This is a genomic window from Arthrobacter phoenicis (assembly GCF_047238215.1).
GTDB lineage: Bacteria > Actinomycetota > Actinomycetes > Actinomycetales > Micrococcaceae > Arthrobacter.
In genome coordinates, this window is the sequence record NZ_JBDFMK010000001.1 from 1,582,150 (window position 1) to 1,608,592 (window position 26,443).

A 26,443-nucleotide genomic window follows, 5' to 3' on the forward strand; every position below is an offset into this window, starting at 1 on the left:
CCTCGGACGCAGCGAAGCCCCCACCGGATGGCGGGGGCTTCGCTTCGGGCAATTCGTTCCGGCCTTAGGGGCCGGAAACGGCGCCAATCCTAGGAATTGGCCTTTTGGTAGGCTTCCTGAATTTCGGCTTGGATTCGGCCACGGCTGTTGACCGCGTAGCCATTGTCACGGGCCCACTGGCGAATCTGGGCCGAATCCTGATTTCGGCCGCTGGCGGCCTTCGTGCGGGTTGGCCGGCCGGCGGACGTTTTGCGGGCCTGGCCCACATAACGTTCGAGCGACGAACGCAGTTCTGAAGCATTGTTGGCCGACAGGTCAATTTCGTAACTGACGCCGTCCAGCCCAAACCGGACAGTTTCGTCCGCGGATCCCCCATCCAGATCATCCACGAGGATGATTTCAACTTTCTGTGCCATAAAGACTCTCTTTTCGAAGGAGGAGCATTTAGAAAAGCAGGATGTAACTGTAAAAAGTATCCATCTCTTTATGGCGCCGAGTCAAAGCGGAAAACTACGCTGTGGGAAAACAGAGTCGGCTAATGACTTTCTAGGGCTGTTCCGGGGAATGCCCCTGATCCGGCGCGGAATTCGCGGCCGGGGCGTTTGCTGCTGCGTCGGACTCCGCCTGGGCGCGGGCCTCGGCCTGGCGTTCAGCTTTATCGGCGTTGAATATTGCCTTCATCACGAACCAGAAAATGAGGCCCACCACCACGGAGGGCAGCAGCACGGCAATGTAATCCATGATCAGTTGCCTTCGGGCTTGAGCAGCGGGAACAGGATGGTCTCGCGGATGCCCGCACCGGTGAACAGCATCACCAGCCGGTCGATGCCGAGGCCAATGCCACCCATCGGCGGGGCGCCGTATTCGAGGGCCCGGAGGAAGTCCTCGTCCAGCTGCATGGCCTCGACGTCGCCGGCGGCGGAGCGCAGCGACTGTTCGGTGAGGCGTTCGCGCTGGATGACGGGGTCGATCAGCTCGGAGAACGCGGTGCCGCGCTCCATGCCGCCGATGATCAGGTCCCAGGCCTCGATCAGGCGGCCGTCCTCACGGTGCTGGCGGGCCAGCGGCTGCGCGGACGGCGGGTAGTCATAGACGAAGGTCGGGTTCAGCAGGGTGGGTTCGACCAGTTCGCCGAAGAGTTCGACGACGAGCTTCTCCGCGTCCCAGGCCGCGTCAACCTTGACCTCGTGCTTTTCCGCGAGTGCCAGCAGCTCGGCGGCCGGAGTGTCCGGGGTGATCTCCTGGCCGACGAAGTCGGAGAGGCCCGGGTAGACGGCCATCCAGGCCCAGTCGCCGTCGAGGTTGATCTCGCCGGCCTCGGTCTGCAGCACCCGGCCCACGCCGGCGGCGTCCGCGGCGTCGAGGATGATCTCCTTGATCCGGTCCGCCATGACGAACTGGTCGGCCCACGCCTCGTAGCTCTCCAGGGTGGTGAATTCGGGGCTGTGGGTGGAGTCGACGCCCTCGTTGCGGAAGACGCGGCCCATATCGTAGACCCGGTCGATGCCGCCGACGACGGTGCGCTTGAGGTACAGCTCGGTGGCGATGCGCAGGGTCATCTTCTGGTCAAACGCGTTCATGTGCGTCTCGAACGGGCGGGCGGTGGCGCCGCCGTGGACCAGCTGCAGCATCGGGGTCTCCACCTCCACGTAGCCCTGGCGGTGCAGGGTTTCGCGGATGGAGCGGGTGATCGCGGCGCGGGTGTAGACCATCTCGCGGGCCTCGTCGCGGACGATCAGGTCCACGTAGCGCTGGCGGACGCGGGTTTCCTCGTTCAGTTCCGCGTGCAGCACGGGCAGCGGGCGCAGGGCCTTGGACGCCATGGACCAGGACTCGGCCATGACGGAGAGCTCGCCGCGGCGGGAGGAGATGACCTCACCCTTGATGAAGACGTGGTCGCCGAGGTCCACGAGGGACTTCCAGTCGGCGAGCGCCTCCTCGCCGACGTTGGCCAGGCTGAGCATGACCTGGAGCCGGACCGCCTTGCCGTCGAGGCCGCCCTCCTGCAGGGTAGCGAAGCAGAGCTTGCCGGTGTTACGGATGAAGACGATGCGGCCGGTGACGCCGACGACGTCGCCCGTGGTCTCGTCGGCGACGAGGTGGGCGTACTTCTCCCGGATATCGGTCAGCGAGTGGGTCCGCTCGACGCCCACGGGGTAGGCCTCGATCCCGCGCTCGATCAGCTTCGCGCGCTTTTCCATCCGGACCAGGGTCTGTTCGCTGGCGTCAGAGTGCTCGGGCGTGTTCGGGGCGGGGGTGTTTTGGGAAGTCACAATCCCTAAGTTTACCGGGGATTCCTGAGCGCCCGGGATCGCGGCCGGTGGCACTAGAATCGGGGGCGACCGCTCCTGAAAGGACCCCCTTGGCCAAGCTCTACTTCCGCTACGGCGCGATGAACTCCGGCAAGTCCACGGGCCTGCTGCAGGCGGCCTTCAACTACGAGGAACGCGGCCAGCGGGTGCTGCTGGCCAAGCCGGACATCGACACCAAGGGCGACACCGCCGTCGTCTCCCGCCTGGGCATGACCCGCGACGTCGATTTCCTGATCCCGGCGGGCGCGTCCGCGCGGGAACTGTTCTCCGCCCTGGCGCACGGGGACGATCCGGACGCGCTGCTGCAGCACGTCGACACCCCGCCCGTGGCGTGCCTGCTGGTGGATGAGGCGCAGTTCCTGACGCCGGAGCAAGTGGATGACCTGTTCCGGATCGCCGTCCTGGACAACGTGCCGGTGCTCGCCTACGGCATCCGCACGGACTTCCGGACCCGCGCCTTCCCGGGATCGCTGCGGCTGCTGGAGATCGCGCACACCCTGGAGGAGCTGAAGACGATCTGCCGCTGCGGCCGCAAGGCGATCTTCAACACCCGCCGGATCGGCGACCGGGTGGTGTTCGACGGCGAACAGGTCGCCATCGACGGCCAGGACGCCTGGTACGAATCCCTCTGCGGCTCCTGCTATCTCGAGGTATCCGGCGGCCGGCTGGGCTAGGCTCAAGCCATGACCCGCGAGAACATCCACACCCCCGACGGCGGAACCCTCGAGTTGTTCAGCACGGGGGCGGAACTGTCCGCGGCCGGCTCCGGCGTCGTCGTCGTGTCCGCCTCGATGGTGACCGCCGCCGACTACACCAAGTTTGCGCAGAAGCTCAGCGCCTCCCTCGGCCGGCCGGTCCACACCTTCAACCGCCGCGGCCGCGGCGGATCCTCCCCGCAGCCGGAGGACTACACGCTGGACGTGGACATCCACGACCTCGACGCCGTGATGAAGCACACCAACAGCACGGACGTGTTCGGACACAGCTTCGGCGGCGCCGTCGCGCTGCACGCCGCCCGCACCCTGCCGGTGGAGCGGCTGGCGGTCTACGACCCGGCCGTCTCGGTCAACCACAGCGTCACCGCTGACTGGATTCCCGAGTACGAACGCCTCACCGCCGCCGGCGACGACGACCGGGCCCTGGCCGTGCTGGTGCGCGGGCTGGAGACCGGAAGCGCCGTTTCCCGGATGCCGCTGTCCATGCTGACCCTGGCCAACAAGCTGACCGCCGGGACCCCGGTGGGCAAGCAGCTGCGCGAACTGATGAAGACCGGCGTCCGCGAGATCAAGGCGATCATCGCCGCCGACATGCCGGCCGAACCGTTCCTGGCCCTGCCGCTGGAGACCCTGATCGTGGTGGGCGAGAAGAGCCCGGCGTACTTCGGCGTGGCCTGCGCCCAGATCCACGACGTGCTCTCCGGTTCGAGCTACACGATCCTGCCGGGCATGGGCCACGACGGCGTGAACAAGGCACCGGAGAAGCTCATCTCGGAGCTGAGCGCCTTCTTCGCCGGCTGACGCAAGTCCCCCGCGGCGGCACCAGCCGCGTCTGTTGACCCGGGCGCGGGGAGCGGGACTTGCCCGCTCCCCCCTCTCAGAGGCCCGGTTCTCAGTGGGCCGGGTTTCTCAGTGGCCCGCGGGCCCGGCAGCCCCTTCGGTCTTGCGCATCAGCAGCGAGAGCACGAGCGCGGCGACGGCGATCGCGGCGGCGGTCAGGAACGCCGCGTGCATGCCCGCTGCCGGACCGGACGCAACGGAGACCACCGCGAAGATCGAGACCAGCAGCGCGGTGCCGGCCGCCCCGGCTACCTGCTGCAGGGTGCTCAGGATGGCCGAACCGTGGGAATACAGGTGCGGCGGCAAGGGGTTCAGTCCGGTGGTGAAGGCGGGCGTGAACAGCAGCGCCAGGCCGAAGCTGAGGGTCACGTGCAGGCCGATGATCCAGCCCACCGGAGACTGAGCATCCAGTCCGGCCAGCTGCCAGAGCGAGAGCACCATCAGCACGGAACCGGTCACGGTCAGCGGCAGCGGGCCCACCTTGTCGAACAGCCGGCCGATCACCGGGCCCAGTAGCCCCATCGCGAGGCCGCCCGGGAGCAGCACCAGGCCGGTTTCCAGCGACTTCAGGCCGCGGATCTCCTGCAGGTAGAGCGGCAGCAGGATGACGGCGCCGAACAGCGCGACCATCGCGACCACCAGCAGCAGCACGGAGACGGTGAACATCCGGAAGTTGAAGGCCCGCAGGTCCAGCAGCGGCTCGTCGCGCTTCTGCAGCCTCAGCTGCCGGAACACGAAGGCGGTCAGGGCCACCACGCCGACGGCGAGCGCGGCCACCGCGGGGGCGGGTGGACCGGAGGCGCCGCCGCCGATCTGGCTCAGCCCGTAGACCACGCCGCCGAAGGCCGGGATGGTCAGGACCACGGAGAGCGCATCCAGGCGGATCTTCTCGTTCTCGCCGATGTTGCGCAGGAACTTGGCCCCGATCGCCAGGGCCAGCAGGGCAATCGGCAGCACGAAGACGAACATGAAGCGCCAGGAGAAGTTCTGCAGGATCAGGCCGGAGACGGTGGGGCCCATGGCCGGGGCCACCGAAATCGCGATGCTGACGTTGCCCATGACCGCGCCGCGGCGGGAGATCGGCACCAGAGTCAGGATGGTGGTCATCAGCAGCGGCAGCATGATGGCGGTGCCGGCGGCCTGGACGATCCGGGCCAGCAGCAGGACCGTGAAGCCCGGGGCGAGGGCGGCCAGCAGGGTGCCGCCGGAGAACAGTCCCATGGCCAGCATGAAGACGGCCCGGGTGGTCAGCCGCTGCAGGATGAACCCGGTGGTGGGGATGACCACGGCCATGGTCAGCATGAAGCCGGTGGCCAGCCACTGGACCGTGGGGGCGTCCACGCGCAGGTCCACCATGAGCCGCTGCAGCGCGACGTTCATGATGGTCTCGTTCAGGATCACCACGAAGGTGGCCACCAGCAAGGTGGCGATGACCGTCACGGATTCGCGGGACAGCTTCTCCGGCGCGGGTTTGGCTGCGCGGGCGTTTGCCGGGGCGCCGGCGGCGGTCTCCGCGCGGTTTCCGGTTCCGGTGCTTTGGGCGTCGGCGCTTCCGGCGACGGTGCTTTCGGCGTCGGTCCGGGGCGGGGCCAGGCCCTCCTGGACGGTGGAACGGGCTTCTTCAGGCATGGGGTTCCCTCGGGGATGTGATGGCGGATTGGCGGACACGGCCGCCACTACGATTTTCAACCCTCAGGCCGGAAAGGTCATTCCCTCCCGGCGGACTATTTGTTCCCTAGGAGTCCAGCGGTACGTTGTCGATCAGCCGCACCGGGCCCACCTTGGCCGCGATGAGCACCAGGGCCTCGCCCCGGAACGGCGTTTCGCGGCAGTTCTCCGCGAGCGGTTCCAGGGTGCGCGGATCGACGACGTCGAAGTAGTCCAGTTCCACGAGCGGCTGGGACTCCACCAGCTCCCGGGCGGAGTCCAGGTCTAGGGGTTCGTGCGCGTTGGCCCGGTCCTCGACCAGCCGCAGCGCCCGCGAGAGGACCAGCGCGGCCTCGCGTTCGGCGTCGGAGAGGAAGCGGTTCCGGCTGGAGAGCGCCAGCCCGTCCGCTGACCGCACGATCGGGACGGCCACGATCTCCACCGGGAAGTTCAGGTCCGCCACCATCCGGCGCACCAGGGTCAGCTGCTGGGCGTCCTTCTGGCCGAAGTACGCCCGGTAGTCGGCCTGGGCGCCCGGCAGCCCGTAGTGCAGCAGCTTCGCCACCACGGTCAGCGCGCCGTCGAAGTGCCCGGGACGGGACGCGCCCTCCCACTTCTCGGCCAGCGCGCCCGAGGTGATCCTGACCATCGGCTCCCCGCCGGGGTAGACCTCTTCGACGGACGGCGCGAAGACAAGGTCCACGCCCTCCGCCTCCAGGAGCGCCAGGTCCGCCTCGAGCGTGCGCGGGTAGCGTTCCAGGTCCACGGCCTCGCCGAACTGCAGCGGGTTGACGAAGATGGTGGCCACCACCACGTCGTTCTGCGCGACGGCGGTGCGCGCCAGTGCGGCGTGGCCCTCGTGCAGGGCGCCCATGGTGGGGACGATGCCCTGCGAGCTGCCGCCCTTTTCGGTGAGCAGGCGGGCACTCTCGGCACGCAGCTGAGCGGCGGTGGTCACCAGCTGGATGGGCATATCGGGGTCCTTCCTCAGGAATCAATCAGTCCGGTGCGCCGTCGAGCGCCTGGCGGATGCCGTCGACTTGGTCCGGCCGGAGCAGCCCACGGCTGCCCGCGCGGCGGGCCGTCGCCCGCGCCATGGCCAGGTAGGCCTCCAGAATATCCCCGCCGGAGCCGCCGTCGAGGTCGCGCAGCGCCTCCGCGTGCGCGGCGACGGTGCCCGCGTCGCCGCGGGCCACCGGTCCGGTCAGCGCCGATTCGCCGGAGGCGAGGGCGTTCTCCAGGCTGGCGCGCAGCAGCGGGCCCAGCATGCGGCCGGGTTCCTCGACGCCCACCTCGCGCAGCATTTCCGCGGCCTGCGCCACCAGGGTGACCAGGTGGTTCGAGCCGTGGGCCAGGGCGGCGTGGTACAGCGGCCGGTCCCCCTCGGCGATGGCGACGGGTTCGGCCCCCATCTCCACCACCAGGGCCTGGGCGATCGGGAGCATGGCCGGGTCCGCGGTCACGCCGAAGGTGCAGTCGAGCAGCCGGGTCAGGTCCAGGCTCATGCCGGTGAAGGTCATGGCCGGGTGCAGGGCCAGCGGCACGGCGCCGGCGGCGCGGACCGGATGCAGGATGCCGACGCCGAAGCGCCCGGAGGTGTGGGCCACCAGCTGCCCCGGCTGCCAGGCGCCGAGTTTCGCGAGTCCGTCCACCAGCGGGCCGAGGGCGTCGTCCGGGACCGCCAGCAGCACCAGTTCGGCGCGTTCGACGATGTCCTGGATCTCCAGGATGGGAACGCCCGGCAGGAGCGTGTCCGCCCGTTCGCGGCTGGCCTCGGAGACGGCGGAGACGCCGACGACGGCGTGTTCGGCGGCGCGCAGGGCGGCGCCGAGCACGGCACCGACCTTTCCTGCGCCGATAATTCCGACGCCGAGGCGTCCTGGCTTAGCCATGCTGTGGGCCTTCCTGTGGATCTCCGGCGGGGTTTCCCGCCGGCTGGGATTTGGGGCTCAGGCGGGCAGCCTGGGCGAGGAGCAGGGCGCGGCCCTCGGCCAGGCCCCCCTGGATGACTCTGGGTGCCACCGGTCCGGAGGTGGTGTGCAGGACCAGGTCCACGACGCCGAAGCGCCGCGCCACGGGGCCCTGGTGCAGGGCGATGGACTGGGTGCGTCCGTGCGGCACGACGGTCAGGTGACGCCACCAGCGGCCGGTGCGGATCAGCAGCGCGCTGCCGGTCTCGGCGAAGCCGTTCCGCCGCCACCCCAGCGGGGCGAGCAGCCGGGCGCGGCGCGGGGTGGTGGTGAAGCCGCCGTCGGTATCGCCCGTGGTTTGGGCCGGGTTCCGCCGGGCTTGGACGCGGGCAGCGGGCGCAAGCCCGCTCAGCCCGGCGATGAGGACGGCGTGGGCGTCAGGGCGTCCGGTATTCGTGGCTTCGGGCTGAGTTGCGCGTGGCTGCGCAGCCGCTGCTTCCGGCAGCACCAGGTCCAGCAGGGCGGTCACGTCCTGCAGGGTGCCGACCGGCAGCAGGGTGGTCCGGGCGGATCGTTCGCCGTCCTGGCCGGGCGTCCCGTAGCCGGCGACGTTGACCTGGATGCGGTACCAGCCCAGCGGCCGCCAGAGCGGCGGCTGGCTGATCCGGAGGGCCTGGATCCTGCCCGGCGGGAGCGTCTGGGCCAGGGTGTCCAGCAGCCCGTACTGCAGCCGGATCCCGGCCGGGGAGGCAGCCGCGGTGAAGTTGAAGCCCTTGCTGAAGGAGGCCCAGAAGCCAGCCAGGATACCGAGACCGGCAGGGACCAGGTAGAAGGAGAAACTCCGGTTTTCCGTCAGGGCCGAGAGCAGCACGGACGCCGCGGCACCCAGCAGCAGGACCACGGCCTGCTCACTGAGCAGCAGCGAACCGGCCAAGCGTCGGGGCGGCACGGCCAGGACCGGCCGCTCGGTCGGGTCTACAGGCGCGGGCGGCCCGGGCGGCGCCCCAAGTCCCGCAGGTCCCGCGGCGGCCTGTGCACCGAGCTGGGCACCAGGTCGCTGCGCGTCAGGTCCAGGGGCAGAAGGCCCCGCAGCGGCGTGCGCTGCGGCGTCCCGGACGGCGGCGTCGAGGATCTCGGCGCGCAGCCGGCGGGCCTCCGCGACGCGCAGGTAGGCCAGGTGAACCGCCGACTGCCCGGCGTCGGCCACCTCGAAGCGCAGCTCGGCGAGGCCGAAGATACGGGCCAGCAGCGGCTGGACGACGTCGATCGCCTGGACCCGGTCCAGGCGGGCCTGCCGGTGCTGCTTGACCAGTACGCCGGTGGTGACCCGGACGAAGCCACCGGCCACCTGGTAGCGGGTGAAATACCAGCTCAGGACGAAGCCGGCCACCACCAGCAGCAGCATGGTGCCGCCGCCCAGCAGCAGCCAGGGCGCACGGCCCGCGAAGCGCTCGTCGAAGACCGGGCCGCCGCGCAGCAGCCGTTCGGCGGCGTCGCGGCCGAAGAAGAAGAACAACGCCGCGAGTGCCAGCCAGCCGCGGACAAACGGCGACGCGGGGTGCACCCGCTGCCAGTTGTCGGTCTCGCCGTTCACAGTCCGGCCAGCCGGGCCTCGCCGCGGGCGGTCAGCTGCTCCCTGAGCCGGGCGCCCTCCGAGGCGGGCAGGCCCGGGATCACGGCGCTGGTCCCGGCGGAGGCGGTGTGGAGTTTCAGCGTGCAGAGCCCCAGCGCCCGCTCCAGGGGTCCGGCGGCGATGTCCACGTACTGCATCCGGCCGTACGGCACCACCAGGGTGCGCTGGAAGAGGATGCCGCGGCGGATCAACAGGTCATCGAGGCGTTCGGCGTAGCCGACGGCGCGGACCTGGCGCGGGATCAGCACCAGCCGCCAGAGGGCCAGCAGCAGGTACGCGGACGGCAGCGCGACGGCGAACCACAGCGGGGGCCACCGCCACGCTCCGGCGAGCACCAGCGCCAGCGGCGTGGCCACGGCGGCGGTGACGAGCACGGCTTCGGCGCCCCAGCCCAGCAGGCGGGCCGTCAGGTAGCGCGGCGAGACCCGCAGCCAGGAGATGCCCGGCGGGTCAATCGCCTCGGTAGGCATATTCGCCTTCGGCTTCGGGTTTGCCGCGCTTCCCGGCCACCCCCGGGGGCTTGCCGGCGTCGCCGTCCTCCGGCGGGATGCGGCAGAACCGCTCCACCATCAGGCCCACCACGATCATCACCAGGCCGCCACCGGCCATGGCCGCGATCTGCCAGGTGATGGCTTGGCCGCTGCGGACGTTCCAGAGCCGGAGCTGGTCCATGAAGATCCCGGCGTGCCAGCCCAGCAGCATGGCCCCGGTGTAGGCGCAGGCCTGGGCGAGGACCAGGGTCCAGGCGGCCAGGATGGGGTTCAACAGCTGCTTCTTCTTGCCGTTGCGCCAGCGCAGCACCCGGAGGCCCAGCACCAGGGTCAGGACCACGATCACGCCCATGGTGATCAGGCCGGTCAGCGGCAGCACCGGGGTGGCCAGACTGTAGCGGGCCGCCAGCAGGGTCGCGGCCCAGCCGGCGGCGGCCAGGCCGACGCCGATCACCAGCAGCACCAGCGGGTTGGTCAGCTTCATGGCGACACCGCCGAGCCGGAGGCGCCGTTGAGTTCCTCGAAGCCGTCGAAGGGGGCCAGGTCCCGGAAGTCGGCGGCCCGGACGGCGAGGTCGGCCACGCGTTCGCCGCCCAGTTCTGCCGCGGGGTCGATCAGGGACCACGGGTACAGCACGAACGCCCGCTCGGCCGCGCGCGGGTGCGGCAGCGTCAGGACCGGATCGTCGCTGACCAGCTCGCCGTAGGTGACGATGTCCACGTCCAGGGTCCGCGGGCCCCAGTGAACCTCCCGGACCCGGTGGTGCTTCTGTTCCACGGCGTGGCAGTGGTCCAGGAGCTGCCGCGGAGACAGCGAGGTCTCGACGGCGATCACCATGTTCAGGAAGTCCGGCTGGTTGGGCGGGCCGCCGACGGCCTTGGTCTGCACGATCGGCGAGATGGCCAGCAGCCGCACCTCCGGCGGGTCGACGAGGTCGGCGACGGCGGCGGAGAGGGTGTCATTCCGGGTGCCGAGGTTGCTGCCGAGGGCGAGGACGGCACGGGTATACGGTGCGGGTTCCGGCGAGGCCGGAGCGTGCGCGGCGGAGCTCATGGGCGTTCCCGGTGCACGGTGACGGCCACGTCGCCGAAGTGGACCTGGATCGGGGCCTTGGGCTTGTGCACGGTGATGTCCACGGCGGTGACCGGGAAGCGTTCCAGCAGATCCTCGGCGATCCGGACGGCCAGGGCCTCGATCAGGTTCACCGGCGCACCGGTGATCCAGCCACGGATGCATTCGGCCACCTCACCGTAATGCGCCGTGTCCAGCACGTCGTCGCTCGCGGCGGCGGCGGTGAAGTCCAGGTGCAGGACGGCGTCGACGACGAAGGGCTGGCCCTCCCGCCGTTCGAAGTCGAACACGCCGTGGTGCCCGACGGCGGTGACGCCGCTGAGCGCGATCCGGTCCATGGTGCCGCCGGCCTAGCTGTTGCCGGCCGGGGTCATCCGGGCGGCGGCCTTGACCGCGTCGAGGTTCGCCCCGACGTCGTGGACCCGGACGGCCCAAGCGCCGCGGAAGGCGCTGATGGCGGTAATGGCGGCGGTGGCAGCGTCGCGGTCCTCGGGGGCGGCGGCCTTGCCGGCGACTGTGAGTAGGCTGCCCAGGAAGCGTTTCCGGGACGCTGCCACCAGCACCTTGTGGCCCATGGCCTGCAGCACGTCCAGGTGCTGCAGCAGTTCCCAGTTCTGCGCCTCGTTCTTGGCGAAGCCCAGTCCCGGGTCCACGATGATCTGCTCCGGCACGGCGCCGGCGGCGACCAGCTTGTCCCGGACGCCGGCCAACTCGGCCGCCACGTCGGCGGCAACGTCCCGGTAGTCGGTCAGGGAGTCCATGGTGCGGGCGTCCCCGCGGCGGTGGGTGAGGACATAGGGCACCTTGCTGCGGGCCACGAGTTCCACCATCTCCGGTTCGATGGTCAGGCCGGAGACGTCGTTGATGATGGCGGCGCCGGCGGCCAGGGCTGCCTCGGCCGTGGCGGCGTGGGTGGTGTCGATGCTGACCAGGGCGCCGGCCTTCACCAGCGCCTCAATCACGGGCAGCACGCGGCGCTGTTCCTCATCCGGGGTGACCTCGGCGGCGCCGGGGCGGGTGGATTCGCCGCCGACGTCGATGATGTCCGCGCCGGCGTAGTACATCCGCAGCCCGGCGGAGATGGCCTGTTCCGGCGTGGCATGCCGGCCGCCGTCGCTGAACGAGTCCGGGGTGACGTTGAGGATTCCCATGACCAGGGTGCGGTTCGTGGGCAGGTCCTTCAAGGCTGCTGCCGGCCTCGGCTTCCGCAGCACGGGCAGCGGCGAGGTGGCAGGCCCGGTTCCGGGGGCTGCGGCGAGGGAGTCCATAGTGTGTCTTTTCTACCTTCCGAGGATGAGGCTCATGGCTTCGGCGCGGGTGGCCGGGTCATGCAGTTGCCCACGGACCGCGCTGGTGACGGTCTTCGCGCCGGGTTTGCGGATGCCGCGCATTGACATGCACAGGTGCTCGCATTCGACGACGACGATCGCGCCGCGGGGCTTGAGGTGTGTGGTGAGCGCCTCGACGATCTGGGTGGTGAGCCGTTCCTGCACCTGCGGGCGGCGGGCGAAGAGGTCCACCAGCCGGGCCAGCTTGCTCAGGCCCGTGACCTTGCCGTCGTGCGAGGGGATGTACCCGACGTGCGCGACGCCGTGGAACGGCACCAGGTGGTGTTCGCAGGTGGAGTAGAACGGGATGTCCTTGACCAGGACCAGTTCCTCGTGGTCCAGGTCGAAGGTGGTGGCGAGGATTTCGGCCGGGTCGTGGTGCAGGCCGGCGAACATCTCCGCGTAGGCCTTGGCCACCCGCTTCGGGGTGTCCAGCAGGCCGCCGCGGTCCGGGTCTTCGCCGATGGCGAGCAGGATTTCGCGCACCGCCGCCTCGATCCGGGGCTGGTCCACCAGCGTGGCGGCGCCGCCGTCGGCCCCTGCCGCCGCGGAATTTTCCGGGCGGAAGGGAGCGGCGGCGGCCGAAACGTCGTCGTCGTCGAAGTAGGAAGTCACAGTAAAAGCCTAGCCGGGGTGGCCGTCAGGCCCCAGATCCGTGGTCCCGCCCTGGAAGGGCTCCTGGCCGGGAACGCCCTGGGCGTGCGGCGGCCGGGTGTCCAGCGGCTCCTCCAGGCGGGCCCGGGTGGCTTCCTCCTGCGCCTCCCGTTCGGCCTTCTCCTGGCGGGACTCCACCGGGCCGACGTCGTGGATGGGCCGGGTCTCCTTGGAGAGCCAGATCTCGCGGAAGTCGCGCTTGCGGATGTCCGCGAAGACCTGGGCGATCTCGTTCTGGTTCAGGGTCTCGCGCTCGAGCAGTTCGAGGGCCAGCTGGTCCAGGACGTCGCGGTTGGCGGTGAGGATCTCGTATGCCTCGTCGTGGGCGTTCTCGATCAGGCGCCGGACCTCCTCGTCCACGACGTAGGCGATCTGGTCCGAGTAGTTGCGCTCGTGCCCGGCGTCGCGACCGAGGAACGGCTCGCCGCCGCCCTGGCCGAGGCGGACCGCGCCGACGCGCTCACTCATGCCGTACTCGGTGACCATCTTCCGGGCGATGCCGGTGGCCTTCTCGATGTCGTTCGAGGCGCCGGTGGAGGGGTCGTGGAAGACCAGTTCCTCGGCGACGCGTCCGCCCATGGCGTAGGCCATCTGGTCCAGGAGCTCGTTACGGGTCACGGAGTACTTGTCGTTCTCCGGCACCACCATGGTGTAGCCGAGGGCCCGGCCGCGGGGCAGGATGGTGATCTTGGTGACCGGGGCGGAGTTCCGCAGGGCGGCGGCAACGAGGGCGTGGCCGCCTTCGTGGTAAGCGGTGACCTTGCGCTCGTGTTCCTTCATGACGCGGCTGCGCTTCTGCGGGCCGGCCATGACGCGGTCGATCGCCTCGTCCAGCGCACGGTCATCGATCAGGTTCGCGTTGGAACGCGCGGTGAGCAGCGCGGCCTCGTTGAGCACGTTGGCCAGGTCGGCACCCGTGTAGCCGGGGGTCTTCTTGGCCACGGCCTTGAGGTCGACGCCGGGAGCCATCGGCTTGCCCTTGGCGTGGACCTTGAGGATCTGGTCGCGGCCGATCAGGTCCGGGGCCTCGACGGAGATCTGACGGTCGAAACGGCCGGGCCGCAGCAGCGCCGGGTCCAGCACGTCCGGCCGGTTGGTGGCGGCGATCAGGATGACGTTGGTCTTGACGTCGAAGCCGTCCATCTCCACCAGGAGTTGGTTGAGGGTCTGCTCGCGTTCGTCGTTGCCGCCACCGATGCCGGCGCCGCGGTGACGGCCGACGGCGTCGATCTCGTCGACGAAGATGATCGCCGGGGAGTTGGCCTTGGCCTGTTCGAAGAGGTCACGGACGCGGGAGGCGCCGACACCGACGAACATTTCAACGAAGTCCGAGCCGGAGATGGAGAAGAAGGGGACGCCGGCCTCCCCGGCGACGGCGCGGGCCAGCAGCGTCTTACCGGTGCCGGGAGGGCCGTAGAGCAGCACACCCTTGGGGATCTTGGCGCCGACGGCCTGGAACTTGGCCGGTTCCTGGAGGAATTCCTTGATTTCCTGGAGTTCCTCGACGGCCTCGTCCGCACCGGCGACATCGCTGAAGGTCACCTGCGGCATGTCCTTGTTGACCATCTTGGCCTTGGACTTGCCGAACTGCATGACCTTGGAGCCGCCGCCCTGCATCCGGGAGAGCAGGAACCAGAAGAGCACACCCAGCAGCAGGACCGGCACCAGCAGGGAGAACAGGCCGGAGAACCAGTTGCTCTCGACCGGCTGGTCGGTGAAGCCGCTCGGCGGCTTGGAGTCCGTGACGGCCTTGACGACGTCGGCCGCGCGGGCGTTGACGAAGTAGAACTGGACGTTCTTGCCCTTGTCCTGGCCGTCGATCTGCAGGTTGTCCTTCAGGACCAGGTCCACGCGGTTCTCGGCGTCGAAAATCTTGGCCTGTTCAACCTTGCCGCCGTCGGTCAGGAGCGCCAGGCCCTTGTCCGTGTCGATGCGGCTCGACCCGCCCGGGGCGAGGGTGGCAAAGGCCAGCAGGAGCATGCCGATAACGACGACAATCCAGATGCCGGGGCCCTTGAAGAAACTCTTAGCTTTCATCTGATCGGGGGCTGGCCCCGTCCCTCCTGGTAGTGCTGCACGGCGTCCCATGGGCGCGCGTGTGGTGCTGCGTCAGTCTAGCTATACACCGTCGCTGTACCTCACGCGCGGTCGGGATCAAAAGTTCCCTATGGGCGTAGCGGAGGGCGGGTTGCGGCCCCGGCCGCCGGTCCCGCGGGCGCCGGCGGCGGCGCGGCGGACTTACTCGTAGACGTGCGGGGCGAGGGTGCCCACGAAGTCCAGGTTGCGGTACTTCTCGGCGTAGTCCAGGCCGTAGCCGACCACGAATTCGTTCGGGATGTCGTAGCCGACGTACTTGACGTCGATCTGGACCTTGGCCGCGGTGGGCTTGCGGAAGGCGGTGCAGATTTCCACGGACGCGGTGCCGCGGGATTCCAGGTTGGTCTTCAGCCAGGACAGGGTCAGGCCGGAGTCGATGATGTCCTCGACGATCAGGACATCCTTGCCCATCAGGTCCGTGTCCAGGTCCTTGAGGATCCGGACGACGCCGGAGGACTGGGTGCCGGAGCCGTAGGAGGAAACAGCCATCCAGTCCATGGAGACGTGGCTGTGCAGCGCGCGGGCGAGGTCGGCCATGACCATTACAGCGCCCTTGAGCACGCCGACAATCAGCAGCTCGCGGCCCTCGTAGTCCCGGTCGATCTCTGCGGCGAGTTCGGTGATGCGGGACTGGATCTGTTCCTTGGAGTAGAGAACGTGCTTAAGGTCCGCCTGGACGTCGTTTGAATCCACCAATGGCTCCTGTGTAGATGCGGGTGCGACTAATCTTGGGGCCGTTTGTGAGGCCGGAATACTAGCTTCCCACAGCGGGCCGCCTCGCGGGGAACGCCGCCGGCGGCCTGGCCGGCCTCCGCGGGCCGGCCGGGCGTCTGGCTGGACGGCTGGGTGGCCACTTCCCCGGCCGCCTGCAGCTGGGCGAGCGAGAGCCGGTAGACGCTGACACCGCCGGGCAGCTGCACGGGTCCGGCAGATCCCCGGCGCCGCAGCAGGTCCTCGGCGGCGAGCAGGCGCTGGTGGCTGGGTTGCTGGCCGCCGACCTCGGCGGCGGCCTTGGCGATCACCCGGAACCTGAGCGCGGCCGGCAGGGCACGGAGCTCATCCTCGGGCAGGCCGAGGTCCCCCCCGTCGTCGGTTTTCAGGGTGAGGTACGTGTCGTTGGCCACGGCGTCGAGGTAGTCGGCGTCGGCCTGCAGGATGGCGGCGGTGCGGGCCAGGGATTCGGCGACGCCGGGGCCCAGTTTCTCCTCCAGCATCGGCAGGACCTCCACCCGGGTGCGGGAGCGGGCGAAGGCGGGGTCGGCATTGCTTGGGTCGTGCCAGGGGTCCAGGTCTTCGGCCGAACAAATTTCCAGCGTCTCGGCCCGGCGCAGGCCCAGGAACGGCCGGATCAGCCGCCCGCGGGCCGGCCGCATGCCGGCCAACGAGCGGGTGCCGGAGCCGCGCGCCAGGCCCAGCAGGACCTGCTCGGCCTGGTCGTCCAGGGTGTGGCCGAACAGGATGGCCTGCGCGCCGGCGTCGTCAGCGGCCGCGTCCAGGGCGGCATGCCTGGCCTCCCGGGCGGCGGCCTCGGGCCCCATCCCGGTGGCGGCGACGGTGACGGTCCGGATCTCCACGGGAGCGAGTCCCAGCTCCCGGAGCGCCGCGGCGGCGGTCCGGGCGACCTCCGCGGACCCGGGCTGCAGCTGGTGGTCGACGACGACGGCGCCCACGCTGATCGGGTGGCCGTCCACGTGGCCGCGGCGGGCGAAGTACGCCGCGGCGGCCGCGAGCGCCAGGGAGTCCGGGCCGCCGCTGCAGGCGACGAGAACGCGTTCGGGGTAGCCGGCGTCGGCGAGGGCCGTTTCGAGCAGCTTCCGCGCCTTGCCGATCACTGGCGAGAGGCGGCCGGGCCGGCGCCGGCCGGCGGTGTGTCCGCTAACGGGCTCGGTAATGTTGTCGTGGGCGTCCGCAGTGGCGGGTTCGTTCGTGGTCGGCATGCCGCTTAGAGGCCCATCCGTTCGACCCAGAGCTTGGGGTCGTGGATTTCGGGTTCGGTGGGCAGGTGGTCCGCGGACTCCCAGACCCGGTTGAACCCGGCCATGCCGACGGCGTCCACCACCTCGCGGACGAACTTCGAGCCATCGCTGTACTGGCGCATCTTGGCGTCCAGGCCGAGCAGGCTGCGGATGAACTTCTCCACCGCGCCGCGGTCCTTGCCGCGGGCGTTGAAGCGCTGCCTGATGGTCTTCACCGACGGCACGATGCTCGCGTCCACCGCATCCATGACCACGTTGGCGTGGCCCTCGAGCAGGCTCATCACGGCGGTCAGGTGCGAGATTGCTGCCTTCTCCTCAGGGTCCTGCAGCAGGTCCAGGATGGCGCCGCGGCCGGGGGCTGCGCCGGGAGCGGACCGGTCCTTGAGCGACCTGGCCGCCGCGGCGGCGCGTTCCATGATCGAGTCGACGTTGCCAAGCAGGTGCCCGCTGAGGCCCTCGATCTGGTCCAGCATGTGGTGCCGCAGCCAGGGGGCGGCGGCGAACTGGACCCGGTGGGTCTGCTCGTGCAGGCAGACCCAGAGCCGGAAGTCCTCGGGGGCGACGTTCAGTTCCCGCTCGACCGAGATGATGTTCGGCGCCACCAGCAGCAGGCGGCCGGCGGCCGGGGCGGTGGAGCCGGGGGCCAGGGCGGAGAACGGGTCGTACTGGCCGAGGACCTTGCTGGAGAGGAAAGCCAGGATCGCGCCGAGCTGGCTGCCGGTGATGGCGCCGCCGACGCTCGCGCTGCCGGGGCTGATGCTGCCGCGGCGGCCCTCCAGCATCTTCTCGATGGCGGGCTGCAGCATGACGGCGAAGCTCTGAGTGTTGGCCTTGGCCCAGGAGGCGCGGTCCACCACCAGGACGGAGGAGTCGCGCAGGTCCCGGGCTGCCTCCAGGCCGGTGATGTCGTGGACGTGCGGGACGGAGAGGTCGGCCATCAGGCGGAGGTTCTCCACCGCGGCTCCGATTTCCTTGGTCCCGAGCGTGGGACCGGCCGGGGTGAGCCGCGCGGCAGTGGACGCCGCGAGCTCCCAATTCACCAGGGCCTGGGCCTGGGCTGACGTCTCTGCTGATCCGGCACGCGAGGGGGTCTCCATAGTCCCCATCAGATCACAGGGCCCGGGCCGCCGCACAGGACTGGCCCGTTTCGACGGTGCGGGCAATTCCCTCAGCGGCAGCCGCAGGCCGCGAGGGTGGAGGCGGTCCGGTCCAGGGCTTCCTTGTTCCCGGCCGCCCCGGGGGTCAGGCCGTTGCCGATGAAGGAGAAGACCAGGAGCCGGCCGTCGGCGTCCACCACGTAGCCGCTGAGGGCGATCACGGAGTTCAGCGTTCCGGTCTTGGCGCGGACCAGGCCCGCACCGGCGGCAGTGGTGGCATCCGTGTACCGGCTGCCGAGCGTGCCGGTAAGCCCGGCCACCGGGAAGCCGGCCAGCGCGGAGCGGAGCCGGGTGTCGGGACCGTTGGTCATGGCCCGGACCAGTGCCGTCAGCTGCCGGGCGGTGACCCGGTTGTCCAGGGTCAGCCCGGCCAGGTCCGCGGCGTGCAGGGTGTCGGTGGGGATCTTGAGTTCCTGCAGCTGCTTCAGGACGGCGGCGATGGCGCCCTCGCCGCTGCCCGGCTGTCCGCTGGCAAGGGCCACCATGCGGCCCATGACCTCGGCGAGGTAGTTGTCCGAGGTGCGCAGCAGCAGGTCCACCTGTTCGCTGACGGTCGCGGAGTCGGCCTCGGCCAGCACAGTCCCGGCACGGGGACCGGCGTCCGCCGCCTTGGACGAACTATCGGACGAACCGCCGGACGCGCCGCCGTCGCCCTTGCCTGTCTGATCCTTGCTTCCTTGGCCCTTGCCACCCGCTTCCGGCGTGGGCGCCTTGGCGCGTACGACGCCGGGTGCCACGGTGATGCCCGCAGACCCGCCGGCCTCCCCCAGCCGGGCGGCGAAGGCCTCGGCGGCGGTCATGGCCGCGTCCTGCGGCCGGGCGCCGGCGGTGCTGCCGGGCGCGAACCGGGCCCCGTTCAGCGCCAGCGGGAACAGCGGCGCCACCTCGCCGGCGGCCACGTCCTCCGGGCTCCAGGCGGGGCTGAGCGACGGGCCGGTGAAGAGTGAATCGTCCAGCTGCACGGTGACCGCACCGGTCACACCTGCCTGCCGGAGGGCCGTGACGGTGGACGTGGCCAGGGTCGCCAGGCCGGCGTGGCCCAGCACCGCATCCGGGGCGGAATCCCCGGCGCCCAGCAGCACGTCCCCGCCGCCGGTGAGGACCACGGTGCCGGGGGTGGCGCCGGCAATCACCCGGGTGGTGAAGCGGCGGTCCGGGCCGAGGGTGCGGAAGGCCGCGGCCGCGGTGAGCAGTTTGATGTTCGACGCCGGCGCGCGGCCCTCGTCGCCCGCCCGGTCGAAGAGGACCTCGCCGGTGACGGCGTCCTGCACCATCCCGGTGAAGGTGCCGCCGCCGTCGGTCTTCAGGGTGGCGTTAAGCCGGTCCGCGAGGGTGGCCGCGTTCGGGACGGGGGCGGCGTCGTCGAGCGGCTTAACCGCGCCGGGGACGGCGGTGAGGGCCGACGGCGGGAGCTGCCACGGGCCCGCCGCTGGCACTGCCGGGGGGCGGGACGGGCCGGCGAATCCGGGGCCAAGGGCGAAGCCGGCGGGGATCACGAGCGCGATGACCAGCAGCCCCAACAGCACGGCCGGAACGCTCCGGCGCCACCCGGCGGCCCGGGAATCCTGCCCGCGCGGGCTGGTTGTGCGTGTCATGGTGCTGATGGTCCTTAGTTCCGAAATGTCCCCGCTAGTTCCTGAAACCAGGGCCTGTCGCTATATCCTCAATAATAGTCGGCGGTACCGGGTGGCCTTTTTGGGGCGCCAGCCCGTGCCGCGCACCCCCTTACATCCGTCGAGGAGCATTCCATGAAGCATGACGTGACCATCGAGATCCCCAAGGGATCGCGCGTCAAGTACGAAGTCGACCACGAGACCGGCCGCGTCCGCCTGGACCGCGTCCTGTTCACCTCCATGCAGTACCCCACGCACTACGGTTTCTTTGAGAACACCCTGGGCGAGGACGGCGACCCGTTGGACGCCCTGGTCCTGCTGCAGGACTTCGACCTGCACCCCGGCGTGATCGTCGAGGCCCGCCCGATCGGCGTGTTCAACATGACCGACGACGGCGGCGGGGACGCCAAGGTCCTCTGCGTGCCGGCCGACGCCCGCTTCGACCACATCAACGAGATCAGCGACGTCAGCGAGTTCCTGATCAAGGAAATCGAGCACTTCTTCACCCGCTACAAGGACCTGGAGCCGGGCAAGTGGGTCAAGGCCGAGGGCTGGGGCGACCGCGCCGCCGCCGAAGCCGAACTGGAAGCCTCAATCAAGCGCTTCGTTCCGCACGCTCACTAAGGCCGCGTCGGTAACCGACAAAGCATTAAGCGTCATCTGCCGGGGCCACCCCGCGCCGACCGCCCGTCAGGGGCGGCGGCGCCGGGTGGCCTCCGGCGTTTAAGGGGCGGAGTCTAGATCAGCTGCTGACACCGGGTGGACGGCGCACACTGCCAGCCGTGAATCAGGAAGATGTGAAATCGTTGGTTCATGACCACCGAGCCTGCGTTTAACCCGCCCTGCGGCCCCGTGACCGGCTGGCACGACGGCGAGGTGCTGCGCGCCACCGGCATCCCCTATGCCTCGGCCGCCCGGTTCCAGCCGCCGGCCCCGGCCCCGGGATGGACCGCGCCCTTCGCCGCGACGACCCCCTCCCCCGCCTGCCCGCAGGCGCCGGTGCCGTTCCTTGACGACATCCTGGGCACCCGGTACGGCGAACTGCCCGGCAGCGAAGACTGTCAGCGGCTCTCCATCACCATGCCGGCGGGTCTGGGGCCGGACGAGCGGGTCCCGGTGATGGTGTGGCTGCACGGCGGCTCCTACACCTCAGGCTCGGGCGACCTGGCGATCTTCGACCCCAAGGCCATGGTGGCGGAGAACCGGGTGATTGTCGTCTCGGTCACCTACCGGCTGGGCCTCTTCGGCTACCTCGCCGCCGGCGACGGCCGCCCGGCAAACCTGGGGCTGCTGGACCAGTTGGAGGCCTTCCGCTGGGTGCGCCGCAACGTCGCCGCGTTCGGCGGCGACCCGGAGAACGTGACCGCCTTCGGCCAGTCCGCGGGCGGGGACGCCGTCGCCCACCTGATGGCCGTGCCGGAGGCGCCGTCGCTGTTCCGCCGCGCCATCATCCAGAGCGCCCCGCTGGGCATCACCCGCGGACGCCACAAGATGAGCGCCGCCATGGGTGCCGCGGCCCAACACATCACCGAGGACACCCCGGCACTGGATGTCGTCGCCGCCGAGGCCAGTGTGGCGCGCACGGCCCGGAAGTTCGGACTGGCCTCCGCCATGCCCTTCGGCACGCAGTACGGCCACGACCCGCTGCCGCCCGAGGCCGACATCGAGGAGGCCTGGGACGCCACCGCCGCCGGGATCGAGGTCCTGATCGGACACACCACGGAAGAGGCGCGGATGTTCCTGCCGCGCAACCGCGTCGTGGGCCGGATTGGCCGGGTCCCGGTGCTGGGGAACGCCGTCGTCAAGGCCGTCAACTGGGCCGTCACCGAGGCCGTCTACGGCCGGGCGACGCGGAAGTTCGCCCGCCGCCACGTCCGCGCGGGCGGCCGCGCGCACCGCTACCTGCTCTCCTGGCACGCCCCGGGGAACATCTACGGGGCCGCCCACACCGTGGACCTGCCGCTGCTCTTCGGCGACGAGCAGACCTGGGCCGGGGTAGGCCTGCTCGCGGGCGCCAGCTGGGAGGACGTCAACGTCCCGGGCAAGGCGATGCGGGCGCTCTGGGCCCGCTTCGCCTCCGGTGAGGGGCTCGACGACGACGGCGGGATCCCCGGCGCACTCCGCTACCGGGCGGTCTAAGCCGTGCGGACCCTCGGCGTGGACCTGGCCGCGGCGACGAAGAAGACCGCGGCCGCCGTCCTCGAGTGGGAGGGTGGGACCGCAACGCTGGTGCACCTGGCCCTTGACGTCGACGACGCCGAGATCGTCCGGCTCTTCGGCGGCTGTGCCATGACGGGCATCGACTGCCCGGTGGGTTGGCCCGACGCGTTCCTGCCCTTCATCGCCGCGCACCTGGCCGGCGAGCCGTACCCGGTGCTGGACTACGACGGCATCGAGGGCCGCCGGCTGCTTGCGTACCGGGAGACGGACCGGTTCACCACCGGGCTGTCCGGCCTGATCCCGCTGAGTGTCTCGGCAGACCGGCTGGCGCACCCGGCGATGCGCTGCGCGGTGATCCAGGCCAAGATCGCCCGGGAGCACGGACTGCAGCCGCGGGATGGCAGCGGACGGCTGGCCGAGGTGTACCCGGCGGGGTCGCTGAAGACCTGGGGGCTCCTGGCCCGCGGGTACAAGGGCCGGGGCGGGCCCGAGGCGGAGCGGCTGGGCGGCCTGCTGGCAGCGCTGCGCGACGCCGCGCCGTGGCTGGACCTCGCCGGCCACGAGGAACGCCTGGCCGCGTCCGATGACCTGTTCGACGCCGTGATCGCAGCCCTCACGGCCCGGGCCGTGGCGGTCGGGGCAACCGTCGGGCCGGATGAAGCGCACGCCGCGGCGGCCCGGAGCGAGGGCTGGATCCACGTACCAACGGGCGGTCTGGACACATTGCTGGCGGCCGGCTAGGGGGCGGGCGGCTACCGGCCGCCCAGGGTCCAACCGCTGATTTCCTTGGCGTCTTCGCCGAACTCGCGAGTGTGATTGTGAGCCCGGATGCGCTGGTCCTGTAGCGACTGTCGCAACAGTGAATGCCGCTCGGCCAACCCCGGCACCCGGTCGATTGCGTCGATGGCCAGTTGGAACCGGTCGATCCCGTTCAGCATGGCCATGTCGAAGGGCGTCGTCGTGGTCCCCTCCTCCTTATAGCCGCGCACGTGCAGGCCTTCCTGGTTGGTCCGCCGGTACGAGAGCCGGTGGATCAGCGAGGGGTAGCCGTGGTAAGCGAAGATGATCGGCTTGTCGGCCGTGAAGATGCCGTCAAAGTCGCGGGACGAGAGCCCGTGCGGGTGTTCGGCGGCGTCCTGGAGCCGCATCAGGTCCACAACGTTCACCACCCTGATCTTCAACCCCGGCGCACCGGCCCTGAGCAGCTCGGCCGCGGCCACGGTCTCCACGGTGGGCACATCGCCCGCGCAGGCCAGCACGACGTCGGGTTCCTCGCCGGGGACCTCCGAGCCGGCGAATTCCCAGATCCCCAGGCCGCGCTGGCAGTGGTGGGAGGCCTCGGCCGGCCCCAGCCAGGTTGGCGAGGGCTGCTTACCGCTGACCACGATGTTGACGTAATCCCGGGAACCGAGACAGTGCTCCATAACCGAGAGCAGGGTGTTGGCGTCCGGCGGCAGGTAGACGCGGATGACTTCGGACTTCTTGTTGACCGCGTGGTCGATGAAGCCGGGGTCCTGGTGCGAAAACCCGTTGTGGTCCTGTTGCCAGACATGGGAGGAGAGCACGTAGTTCAGCGATGCCACGGGCCGGCGCCAGGGGAGCTGCCGGTGGACCTTGAGCCACTTGGCGTGCTGGTTGAACATCGAGTCGACGATGTGGATGAATGCCTCGTAGCAGCTGAACACGCCGTGCCGGCCGGTCAGCAGGTAGCCCTCTAGCCAGCCCTGGCACAGATGTTCGCTGAGGACCTCCATCACCCGCCCGGCCCGGGCGAGATGCTCGTCGACCTCCTCGATCCGGTACTGCCAGACCTTGTCGGTGACCTTGTAGACGTCCTGCAATCGGTTCGACGCCGTCTCGTCCGGGCCGAAAAGCCGGAATGTCTCCGGGTTCAGGGCTATCACGTCCCTCAGCCAGGACCCGAGGGTCATCATGGCGCTGACCCGTTCCCGGCCCGGCTGCTCGACGTCCACCACGTGGTCGGAGTAGCGCGGGAGACGCAGGTCGCGCAGCAGGACGCCACCGTTGGCGTGCGGGGTGGCGCTCATGCGCAGGTCCCCGTCGGGGGCGTTGGCGGCCACGTCGGACCGGAGCCGGCCGCCGTCGTCGAAGAGCTCCGCCGGGCGGTAGGACTCAAGCCAGCGGCCCAACTGCGCCAGGTGCTCGGCGTTGGTCCGCACCTCCGCGAGGGGCACCTGGTGGCTGCGCCAGGTTCCCTCAACCTGCAGTCCGTCGACGGTTTTCGGTCCGGTCCAGCCCTTCGGGGAACGAAAAACGATCATCGGCCACGCGGCAGCGGGCGCATCGTTCCGGGCGCCACGCCCGGGGGCCGCAGTCTCCCTGTGGTCCGCCTGGATCGCGCGGATCTCGGCAAGGCAGCGGTCCAGGACCGCAGCGAAGTCCCGGTGTGCCGCGGCCGTGTCCTCCGGGTCTGCGACGGTCACGAAGTGCGGGGTGTGCCCGTAGCCGCGCAGCAGTTGCTCCAGCTGGGACTCCGGCATCCGGGCGAGAATCGTGGGATTGGCGATCTTGTAGCCATTCAAATGCAGGATCGGCAGCACGGCACCGTCGTGCGCCGGATCCAGGAAGTTGTGGGAGTGCCAGCTGGCCGCCAGCGGCCCGGTTTCGGCCTCGCCGTCGCCAATCACGACGGCGGTGATCAACTCCGGGTTGTCGAAGACGGTGCCGTAGGCGTGCGCCAACGAGTACCCGAGCTCACCGCCCTCGTTGATGGATCCCGGGGTTTCCGGGGCGGCGTGGCTGGGTATGCCGCCGGGGTAGGAAAATTGCCGGAACAGCTCGGCCAGGCCCACCTCGTCGGGGCCGACGTTGCTGTAGATCTCGGAATACGTCCCCTCCAGCCAGGCGTTCGCCACCACGGCCGGTCCGCCATGTCCGGGCCCGGCAACGAACACCATCTCCTGGGCGTCGCGGCGGATGACGCGGTTGAGGTGTGAATAGATGAAGTTCAGGCCCGGCGTGGTGCCCCAGTGTCCGAGCAGACGGGACTTGGTGTCCCCGGCGCTCAGCGGTTCCCTCAGCAACGGATTGGACCGCAGATAGATCTGCCCGACCGAGAGATAGTTGGCTGCGCGCCACCACCGGTCGACGAGGTCCAGTTCGTCTGTGCTCCCCGCTGGCGCGTCCCGCCGCCCGGTTTCCCGCCCCACCACATTCGCCACAGTGCACTCCACCCCGTTCGTGCCGCCGTCGGCAGCGTGTGCGTCCATCGCAACATCTCCCGCAGGCGCTGACAAGCCTCAGCGGTCCGGACGCTGGTCCGGGACCTCCGCGGCGACACTGTGACGGCCGACGTCGCCCGTTTGCGGCGAAACAGCCACGCGGTAGTGTGGCACCCAGAATGTTCACCCTGACCATCAACCAGACTGACAGCCGTCACGACGGCGACCGCGTGCCGCAGCTCCTCAAGGACCTGCGGCACATTCCGGCGCGCCTCGATTTCGACCGGTCCGTCGAGGATGAGGTCCAGGGCATCGTGGACTGCCCGCGGCAGGCCGTGGACGCGGCGCTTATCGCCCTGCGCACCGGCGCCTGGTACGTCGGGATCGGCGTCGGGCCCGTGAACGAACCGCTGCCCAACCAGATCAAGGACGCCTCCGGCCACGGGCTGGTCTACGCCAGGCGGGCCGTCGACCGGCTGCGCAACGGCAAGGAGCGCATCCCCGTGGCCGTCGAGGGCCCGCTGGCCGAGCTGGCCGCGGAAGCGGAGGCGGTGCTGCGCCTGCTGGGCCAGATCGTGCACGACCGCAGCGCGGCGGAATGGCGGGTCCTGGACCTGCTGACGCCCGGCGTCCGGGGCCAGCAGAAGGCCGTGGCGGAGGAGCTCGGCATCACCACGCAGGCGGTGAGCAAGGCCGTGGCCCGCGCCCAGTGGAACGAGGAGCACGCCGCACGGCCCGCGGCCGCCCGGCTGCTGTCCCTGATCCTCGAGGTGCGCTAGAGCAGGCTACGCAGCACGTGGGCCGCGCCGTCCTCGAACACCGAGTGGGTGACCTCGTCCGCGGCGGCAATGACCTCGGCGGGAGCCTGGCCCATGGCCACCCCGCGCCGGGCCCACGTCAGCATCTCGATGTCGTTCCGTCCGTCGCCGACCGCCACGGTGCGGTGCGCCCCGATGCTCAGCCGGCCGCGGAGCTGCTCGAGCGCGCTGGCCTTGGTGACGCCGGCCGCGGCGATGTCCAGCCAGGCGGTCCAGCCCACGGAGTAGGTGACGCCGGCGAGCCCGACGTGGCGGATCGCGGCGTTGAACTCCTCCGGGGTGTTCTCCGAGCTGAACACCACGACGCGCACGGCGGTGGCCTCCAGCATGGTCTGGAAGTCCACGCCGATCGCCTCGACGCCGAAGCTGGCGTCCTGGAAGCGTTCGGTGGAGAGGAAGTTGCCGTCGGCGTCCTCGAGGGCGTACTTGGCGGAGGGCAGCCGCTTCCGGAGCGCCCGCAGCGCGGGTCCGGGATCGAAGGTGGCCCTGTGCAGCACCTCGTAGCCTTCGGCGAGGCCGGAGTCGACGCGGAGGGTGACGCCGCCGTTGGAGCAGACGGCGTAGCCGGTCTCGATGCCGATGTGCTCGATGATGGGCAGCGTGGCGCCGAGGGAGCGGCCGGTGGCGATCATGACCTCGTGGCCCGCGGCCACCACGGCCTGCGCGGCTTCCCGGACGGGAACGGACATGTGGCCGTCGTGGTCGACGAGGGTTCCGTCGACGTCGAGGGCGATCATCAGCTTGTCGTTGGCATTGCGCTGGTCGTCGTTGCCAGCGACTGAGGTTTCAGTCAATGTAGTCATCTAACAAGTAGAGCAGACACCCCCGACAGCCAGCT

General features: G+C 70.2%; 26 protein-coding genes. 6 read left to right on the top strand and 20 right to left on the bottom strand.

The annotated features are described in order from the left end of the window. Nucleotides 1–89 precede the first annotated feature (89 nt). The 3 genes from ABC337_RS07380 to lysS form a co-directional block, all read right to left on the bottom strand. The gene (locus tag ABC337_RS07380; protein WP_290257003.1) at nucleotides 90–416 is read right to left on the bottom strand and encodes a histone-like nucleoid-structuring protein Lsr2; all 327 of its coding nucleotides are present in this window, start codon (nucleotides 414–416) and stop codon (nucleotides 90–92) included. A 130-nt stretch (nucleotides 417–546) separates the two neighbouring features. After that, nucleotides 547–741, bottom strand: coding sequence for a hypothetical protein (locus ABC337_RS07385; protein ID WP_412884522.1), 195 nt, complete (start codon nucleotides 739–741; stop codon nucleotides 547–549). 2 nt (nucleotides 742–743) lie between these two features. Then, on the bottom strand, nucleotides 744–2,273 hold the full coding sequence (gene lysS, locus ABC337_RS07390) for a lysine--tRNA ligase (protein ID WP_412884521.1): 1,530 nt from the start codon (nucleotides 2,271–2,273) through the stop codon (nucleotides 744–746). A gap of 89 nt (nucleotides 2,274–2,362) precedes the next feature. Here lysS and ABC337_RS07395 point away from each other — a divergent pair, with 89 nt between their 5' ends. After that, nucleotides 2,363–2,986, top strand: coding sequence for a thymidine kinase (locus tag ABC337_RS07395; RefSeq protein WP_290257006.1), 624 nt, complete (start codon nucleotides 2,363–2,365; stop codon nucleotides 2,984–2,986). 9 nt (nucleotides 2,987–2,995) lie between these two features. Next, nucleotides 2,996–3,829 (top strand): alpha/beta fold hydrolase, encoded by an 834-nt coding sequence (locus tag ABC337_RS07400; protein WP_377971159.1) that lies wholly within the window; start codon nucleotides 2,996–2,998, stop codon nucleotides 3,827–3,829. A 108-nt stretch (nucleotides 3,830–3,937) separates the two neighbouring features. Here ABC337_RS07400 and ABC337_RS07405 read toward each other — a convergent pair whose 3' ends face one another. The 15 genes from ABC337_RS07405 to dacB all read right to left on the bottom strand — a co-directional run bounded on the left by ABC337_RS07405 (nucleotide 3,938) and on the right by dacB (nucleotide 19,427). After that, entirely contained in the window at nucleotides 3,938–5,497 is a 1,560-nt protein-coding gene (locus ABC337_RS07405) for an MDR family MFS transporter (protein ID WP_412884520.1), read from the bottom strand. A 106-nt stretch (nucleotides 5,498–5,603) separates the two neighbouring features. After that, nucleotides 5,604–6,488, bottom strand: a complete 885-nt coding sequence (panC, locus tag ABC337_RS07410; protein WP_412884519.1) for a pantoate--beta-alanine ligase — start codon at nucleotides 6,486–6,488, stop codon at nucleotides 5,604–5,606. Between the two features lie 25 nt (nucleotides 6,489–6,513). After that, complete coding sequence (locus ABC337_RS07415) at nucleotides 6,514–7,407, bottom strand: Rossmann-like and DUF2520 domain-containing protein (RefSeq protein WP_412884518.1); 894 nt, start codon at nucleotides 7,405–7,407, stop codon at nucleotides 6,514–6,516. After that, on the bottom strand, nucleotides 7,400–9,019 hold the full coding sequence (locus ABC337_RS07420) for a PH domain-containing protein (RefSeq protein ID WP_412884517.1): 1,620 nt from the start codon (nucleotides 9,017–9,019) through the stop codon (nucleotides 7,400–7,402). Before ABC337_RS07420 ends, ABC337_RS07415 begins: the two co-directional genes overlap by 8 nt. Continuing rightward, nucleotides 9,016–9,528 carry a PH domain-containing protein gene (locus ABC337_RS07425; protein ID WP_412884516.1) on the bottom strand — a complete coding sequence of 171 codons (513 nt, stop codon included), beginning with the start codon at nucleotides 9,526–9,528 and terminating at the stop codon, nucleotides 9,016–9,018. The genes ABC337_RS07420 and ABC337_RS07425 overlap by 4 nt, the downstream gene beginning before the upstream one ends. Further along, on the bottom strand, nucleotides 9,509–10,033 hold the full coding sequence (locus tag ABC337_RS07430) for a DUF3180 domain-containing protein (protein WP_412884515.1): 525 nt from the start codon (nucleotides 10,031–10,033) through the stop codon (nucleotides 9,509–9,511). Before ABC337_RS07430 ends, ABC337_RS07425 begins: the two co-directional genes overlap by 20 nt. Next, nucleotides 10,030–10,602, bottom strand: a complete 573-nt coding sequence (gene folK, locus ABC337_RS07435; RefSeq protein WP_412884514.1) for a 2-amino-4-hydroxy-6-hydroxymethyldihydropteridine diphosphokinase — start codon at nucleotides 10,600–10,602, stop codon at nucleotides 10,030–10,032. Before folK ends, ABC337_RS07430 begins: the two co-directional genes overlap by 4 nt. Next, nucleotides 10,599–10,958, bottom strand: a complete 360-nt coding sequence (gene folB, locus ABC337_RS07440) for a dihydroneopterin aldolase (RefSeq protein ID WP_412884513.1) — start codon at nucleotides 10,956–10,958, stop codon at nucleotides 10,599–10,601. Before folB ends, folK begins: the two co-directional genes overlap by 4 nt. Nucleotides 10,959–10,970: 12 nt before the next feature. After that, nucleotides 10,971–11,888 carry a dihydropteroate synthase gene (folP, locus tag ABC337_RS07445; RefSeq protein WP_412884512.1) on the bottom strand — a complete coding sequence of 306 codons (918 nt, stop codon included), beginning with the start codon at nucleotides 11,886–11,888 and terminating at the stop codon, nucleotides 10,971–10,973. Nucleotides 11,889–11,900: 12 nt separating this feature from the next. Beyond that, nucleotides 11,901–12,563 carry a GTP cyclohydrolase I FolE gene (gene folE, locus ABC337_RS07450; protein ID WP_412884511.1) on the bottom strand — a complete coding sequence of 221 codons (663 nt, stop codon included), beginning with the start codon at nucleotides 12,561–12,563 and terminating at the stop codon, nucleotides 11,901–11,903. A 9-nt stretch (nucleotides 12,564–12,572) separates the two neighbouring features. Next, nucleotides 12,573–14,639, bottom strand: a complete 2,067-nt coding sequence (ftsH, locus tag ABC337_RS07455) for an ATP-dependent zinc metalloprotease FtsH (RefSeq protein ID WP_412884510.1) — start codon at nucleotides 14,637–14,639, stop codon at nucleotides 12,573–12,575. Nucleotides 14,640–14,840: 201 nt separating this feature from the next. Then, complete coding sequence (gene hpt, locus ABC337_RS07460) at nucleotides 14,841–15,392, bottom strand: hypoxanthine phosphoribosyltransferase (RefSeq protein ID WP_290257019.1); 552 nt, start codon at nucleotides 15,390–15,392, stop codon at nucleotides 14,841–14,843. A 29-nt stretch (nucleotides 15,393–15,421) separates the two neighbouring features. After that, nucleotides 15,422–16,510 (bottom strand): tRNA lysidine(34) synthetase TilS, encoded by a 1,089-nt coding sequence (tilS, locus tag ABC337_RS07465; RefSeq protein WP_412884971.1) that lies wholly within the window; start codon nucleotides 16,508–16,510, stop codon nucleotides 15,422–15,424. A 131-nt stretch (nucleotides 16,511–16,641) separates the two neighbouring features. Next, nucleotides 16,642–17,781 carry a zinc-dependent metalloprotease gene (locus ABC337_RS07470; RefSeq protein ID WP_412884509.1) on the bottom strand — a complete coding sequence of 380 codons (1,140 nt, stop codon included), beginning with the start codon at nucleotides 17,779–17,781 and terminating at the stop codon, nucleotides 16,642–16,644. A 62-nt stretch (nucleotides 17,782–17,843) separates the two neighbouring features. Continuing rightward, nucleotides 17,844–19,427, bottom strand: a complete 1,584-nt coding sequence (gene dacB, locus ABC337_RS07475; RefSeq protein ID WP_412884508.1) for a D-alanyl-D-alanine carboxypeptidase/D-alanyl-D-alanine endopeptidase — start codon at nucleotides 19,425–19,427, stop codon at nucleotides 17,844–17,846. 153 nt (nucleotides 19,428–19,580) lie between these two features. Between dacB and ABC337_RS07480 the strand changes: the two genes are divergently transcribed. The 3 genes from ABC337_RS07480 to ABC337_RS07490 all read left to right on the top strand — a co-directional run bounded on the left by ABC337_RS07480 (nucleotide 19,581) and on the right by ABC337_RS07490 (nucleotide 22,346). Next, nucleotides 19,581–20,069: an inorganic diphosphatase gene (locus tag ABC337_RS07480; protein ID WP_290257022.1), complete on the top strand. Its 489-nt coding sequence runs from the start codon at nucleotides 19,581–19,583 to the stop codon at nucleotides 20,067–20,069. 189 nt (nucleotides 20,070–20,258) lie between these two features. Continuing rightward, on the top strand, nucleotides 20,259–21,584 hold the full coding sequence (locus tag ABC337_RS07485) for a carboxylesterase family protein (protein WP_412884507.1): 1,326 nt from the start codon (nucleotides 20,259–20,261) through the stop codon (nucleotides 21,582–21,584). A gap of 3 nt (nucleotides 21,585–21,587) precedes the next feature. After that, a complete protein-coding gene (locus tag ABC337_RS07490; protein WP_412884506.1) occupies nucleotides 21,588–22,346 on the top strand; it encodes a DUF429 domain-containing protein in 759 nt (252 codons plus the stop codon). Nucleotides 22,347–22,357: 11 nt separating this feature from the next. On the opposite strand, the gene ABC337_RS07495 is transcribed toward ABC337_RS07490, so the two are convergent. Next, nucleotides 22,358–24,835: a phosphoketolase family protein gene (locus tag ABC337_RS07495; RefSeq protein ID WP_412884505.1), complete on the bottom strand. Its 2,478-nt coding sequence runs from the start codon at nucleotides 24,833–24,835 to the stop codon at nucleotides 22,358–22,360. Between the two features lie 131 nt (nucleotides 24,836–24,966). On the opposite strand from ABC337_RS07495, the gene ABC337_RS07500 reads away from it, so the two are divergent. Beyond that, nucleotides 24,967–25,566, top strand: a complete 600-nt coding sequence (locus ABC337_RS07500; protein ID WP_290257025.1) for a hypothetical protein — start codon at nucleotides 24,967–24,969, stop codon at nucleotides 25,564–25,566. On the opposite strand, the gene ABC337_RS07505 is transcribed toward ABC337_RS07500, so the two are convergent. After that, a complete protein-coding gene (locus tag ABC337_RS07505; RefSeq protein WP_412884504.1) occupies nucleotides 25,563–26,408 on the bottom strand; it encodes an HAD family hydrolase in 846 nt (281 codons plus the stop codon). The two genes, ABC337_RS07500 and ABC337_RS07505, sit on opposite strands and share 4 nt — an antisense overlap. Nucleotides 26,409–26,443 lie beyond the last annotated feature (35 nt).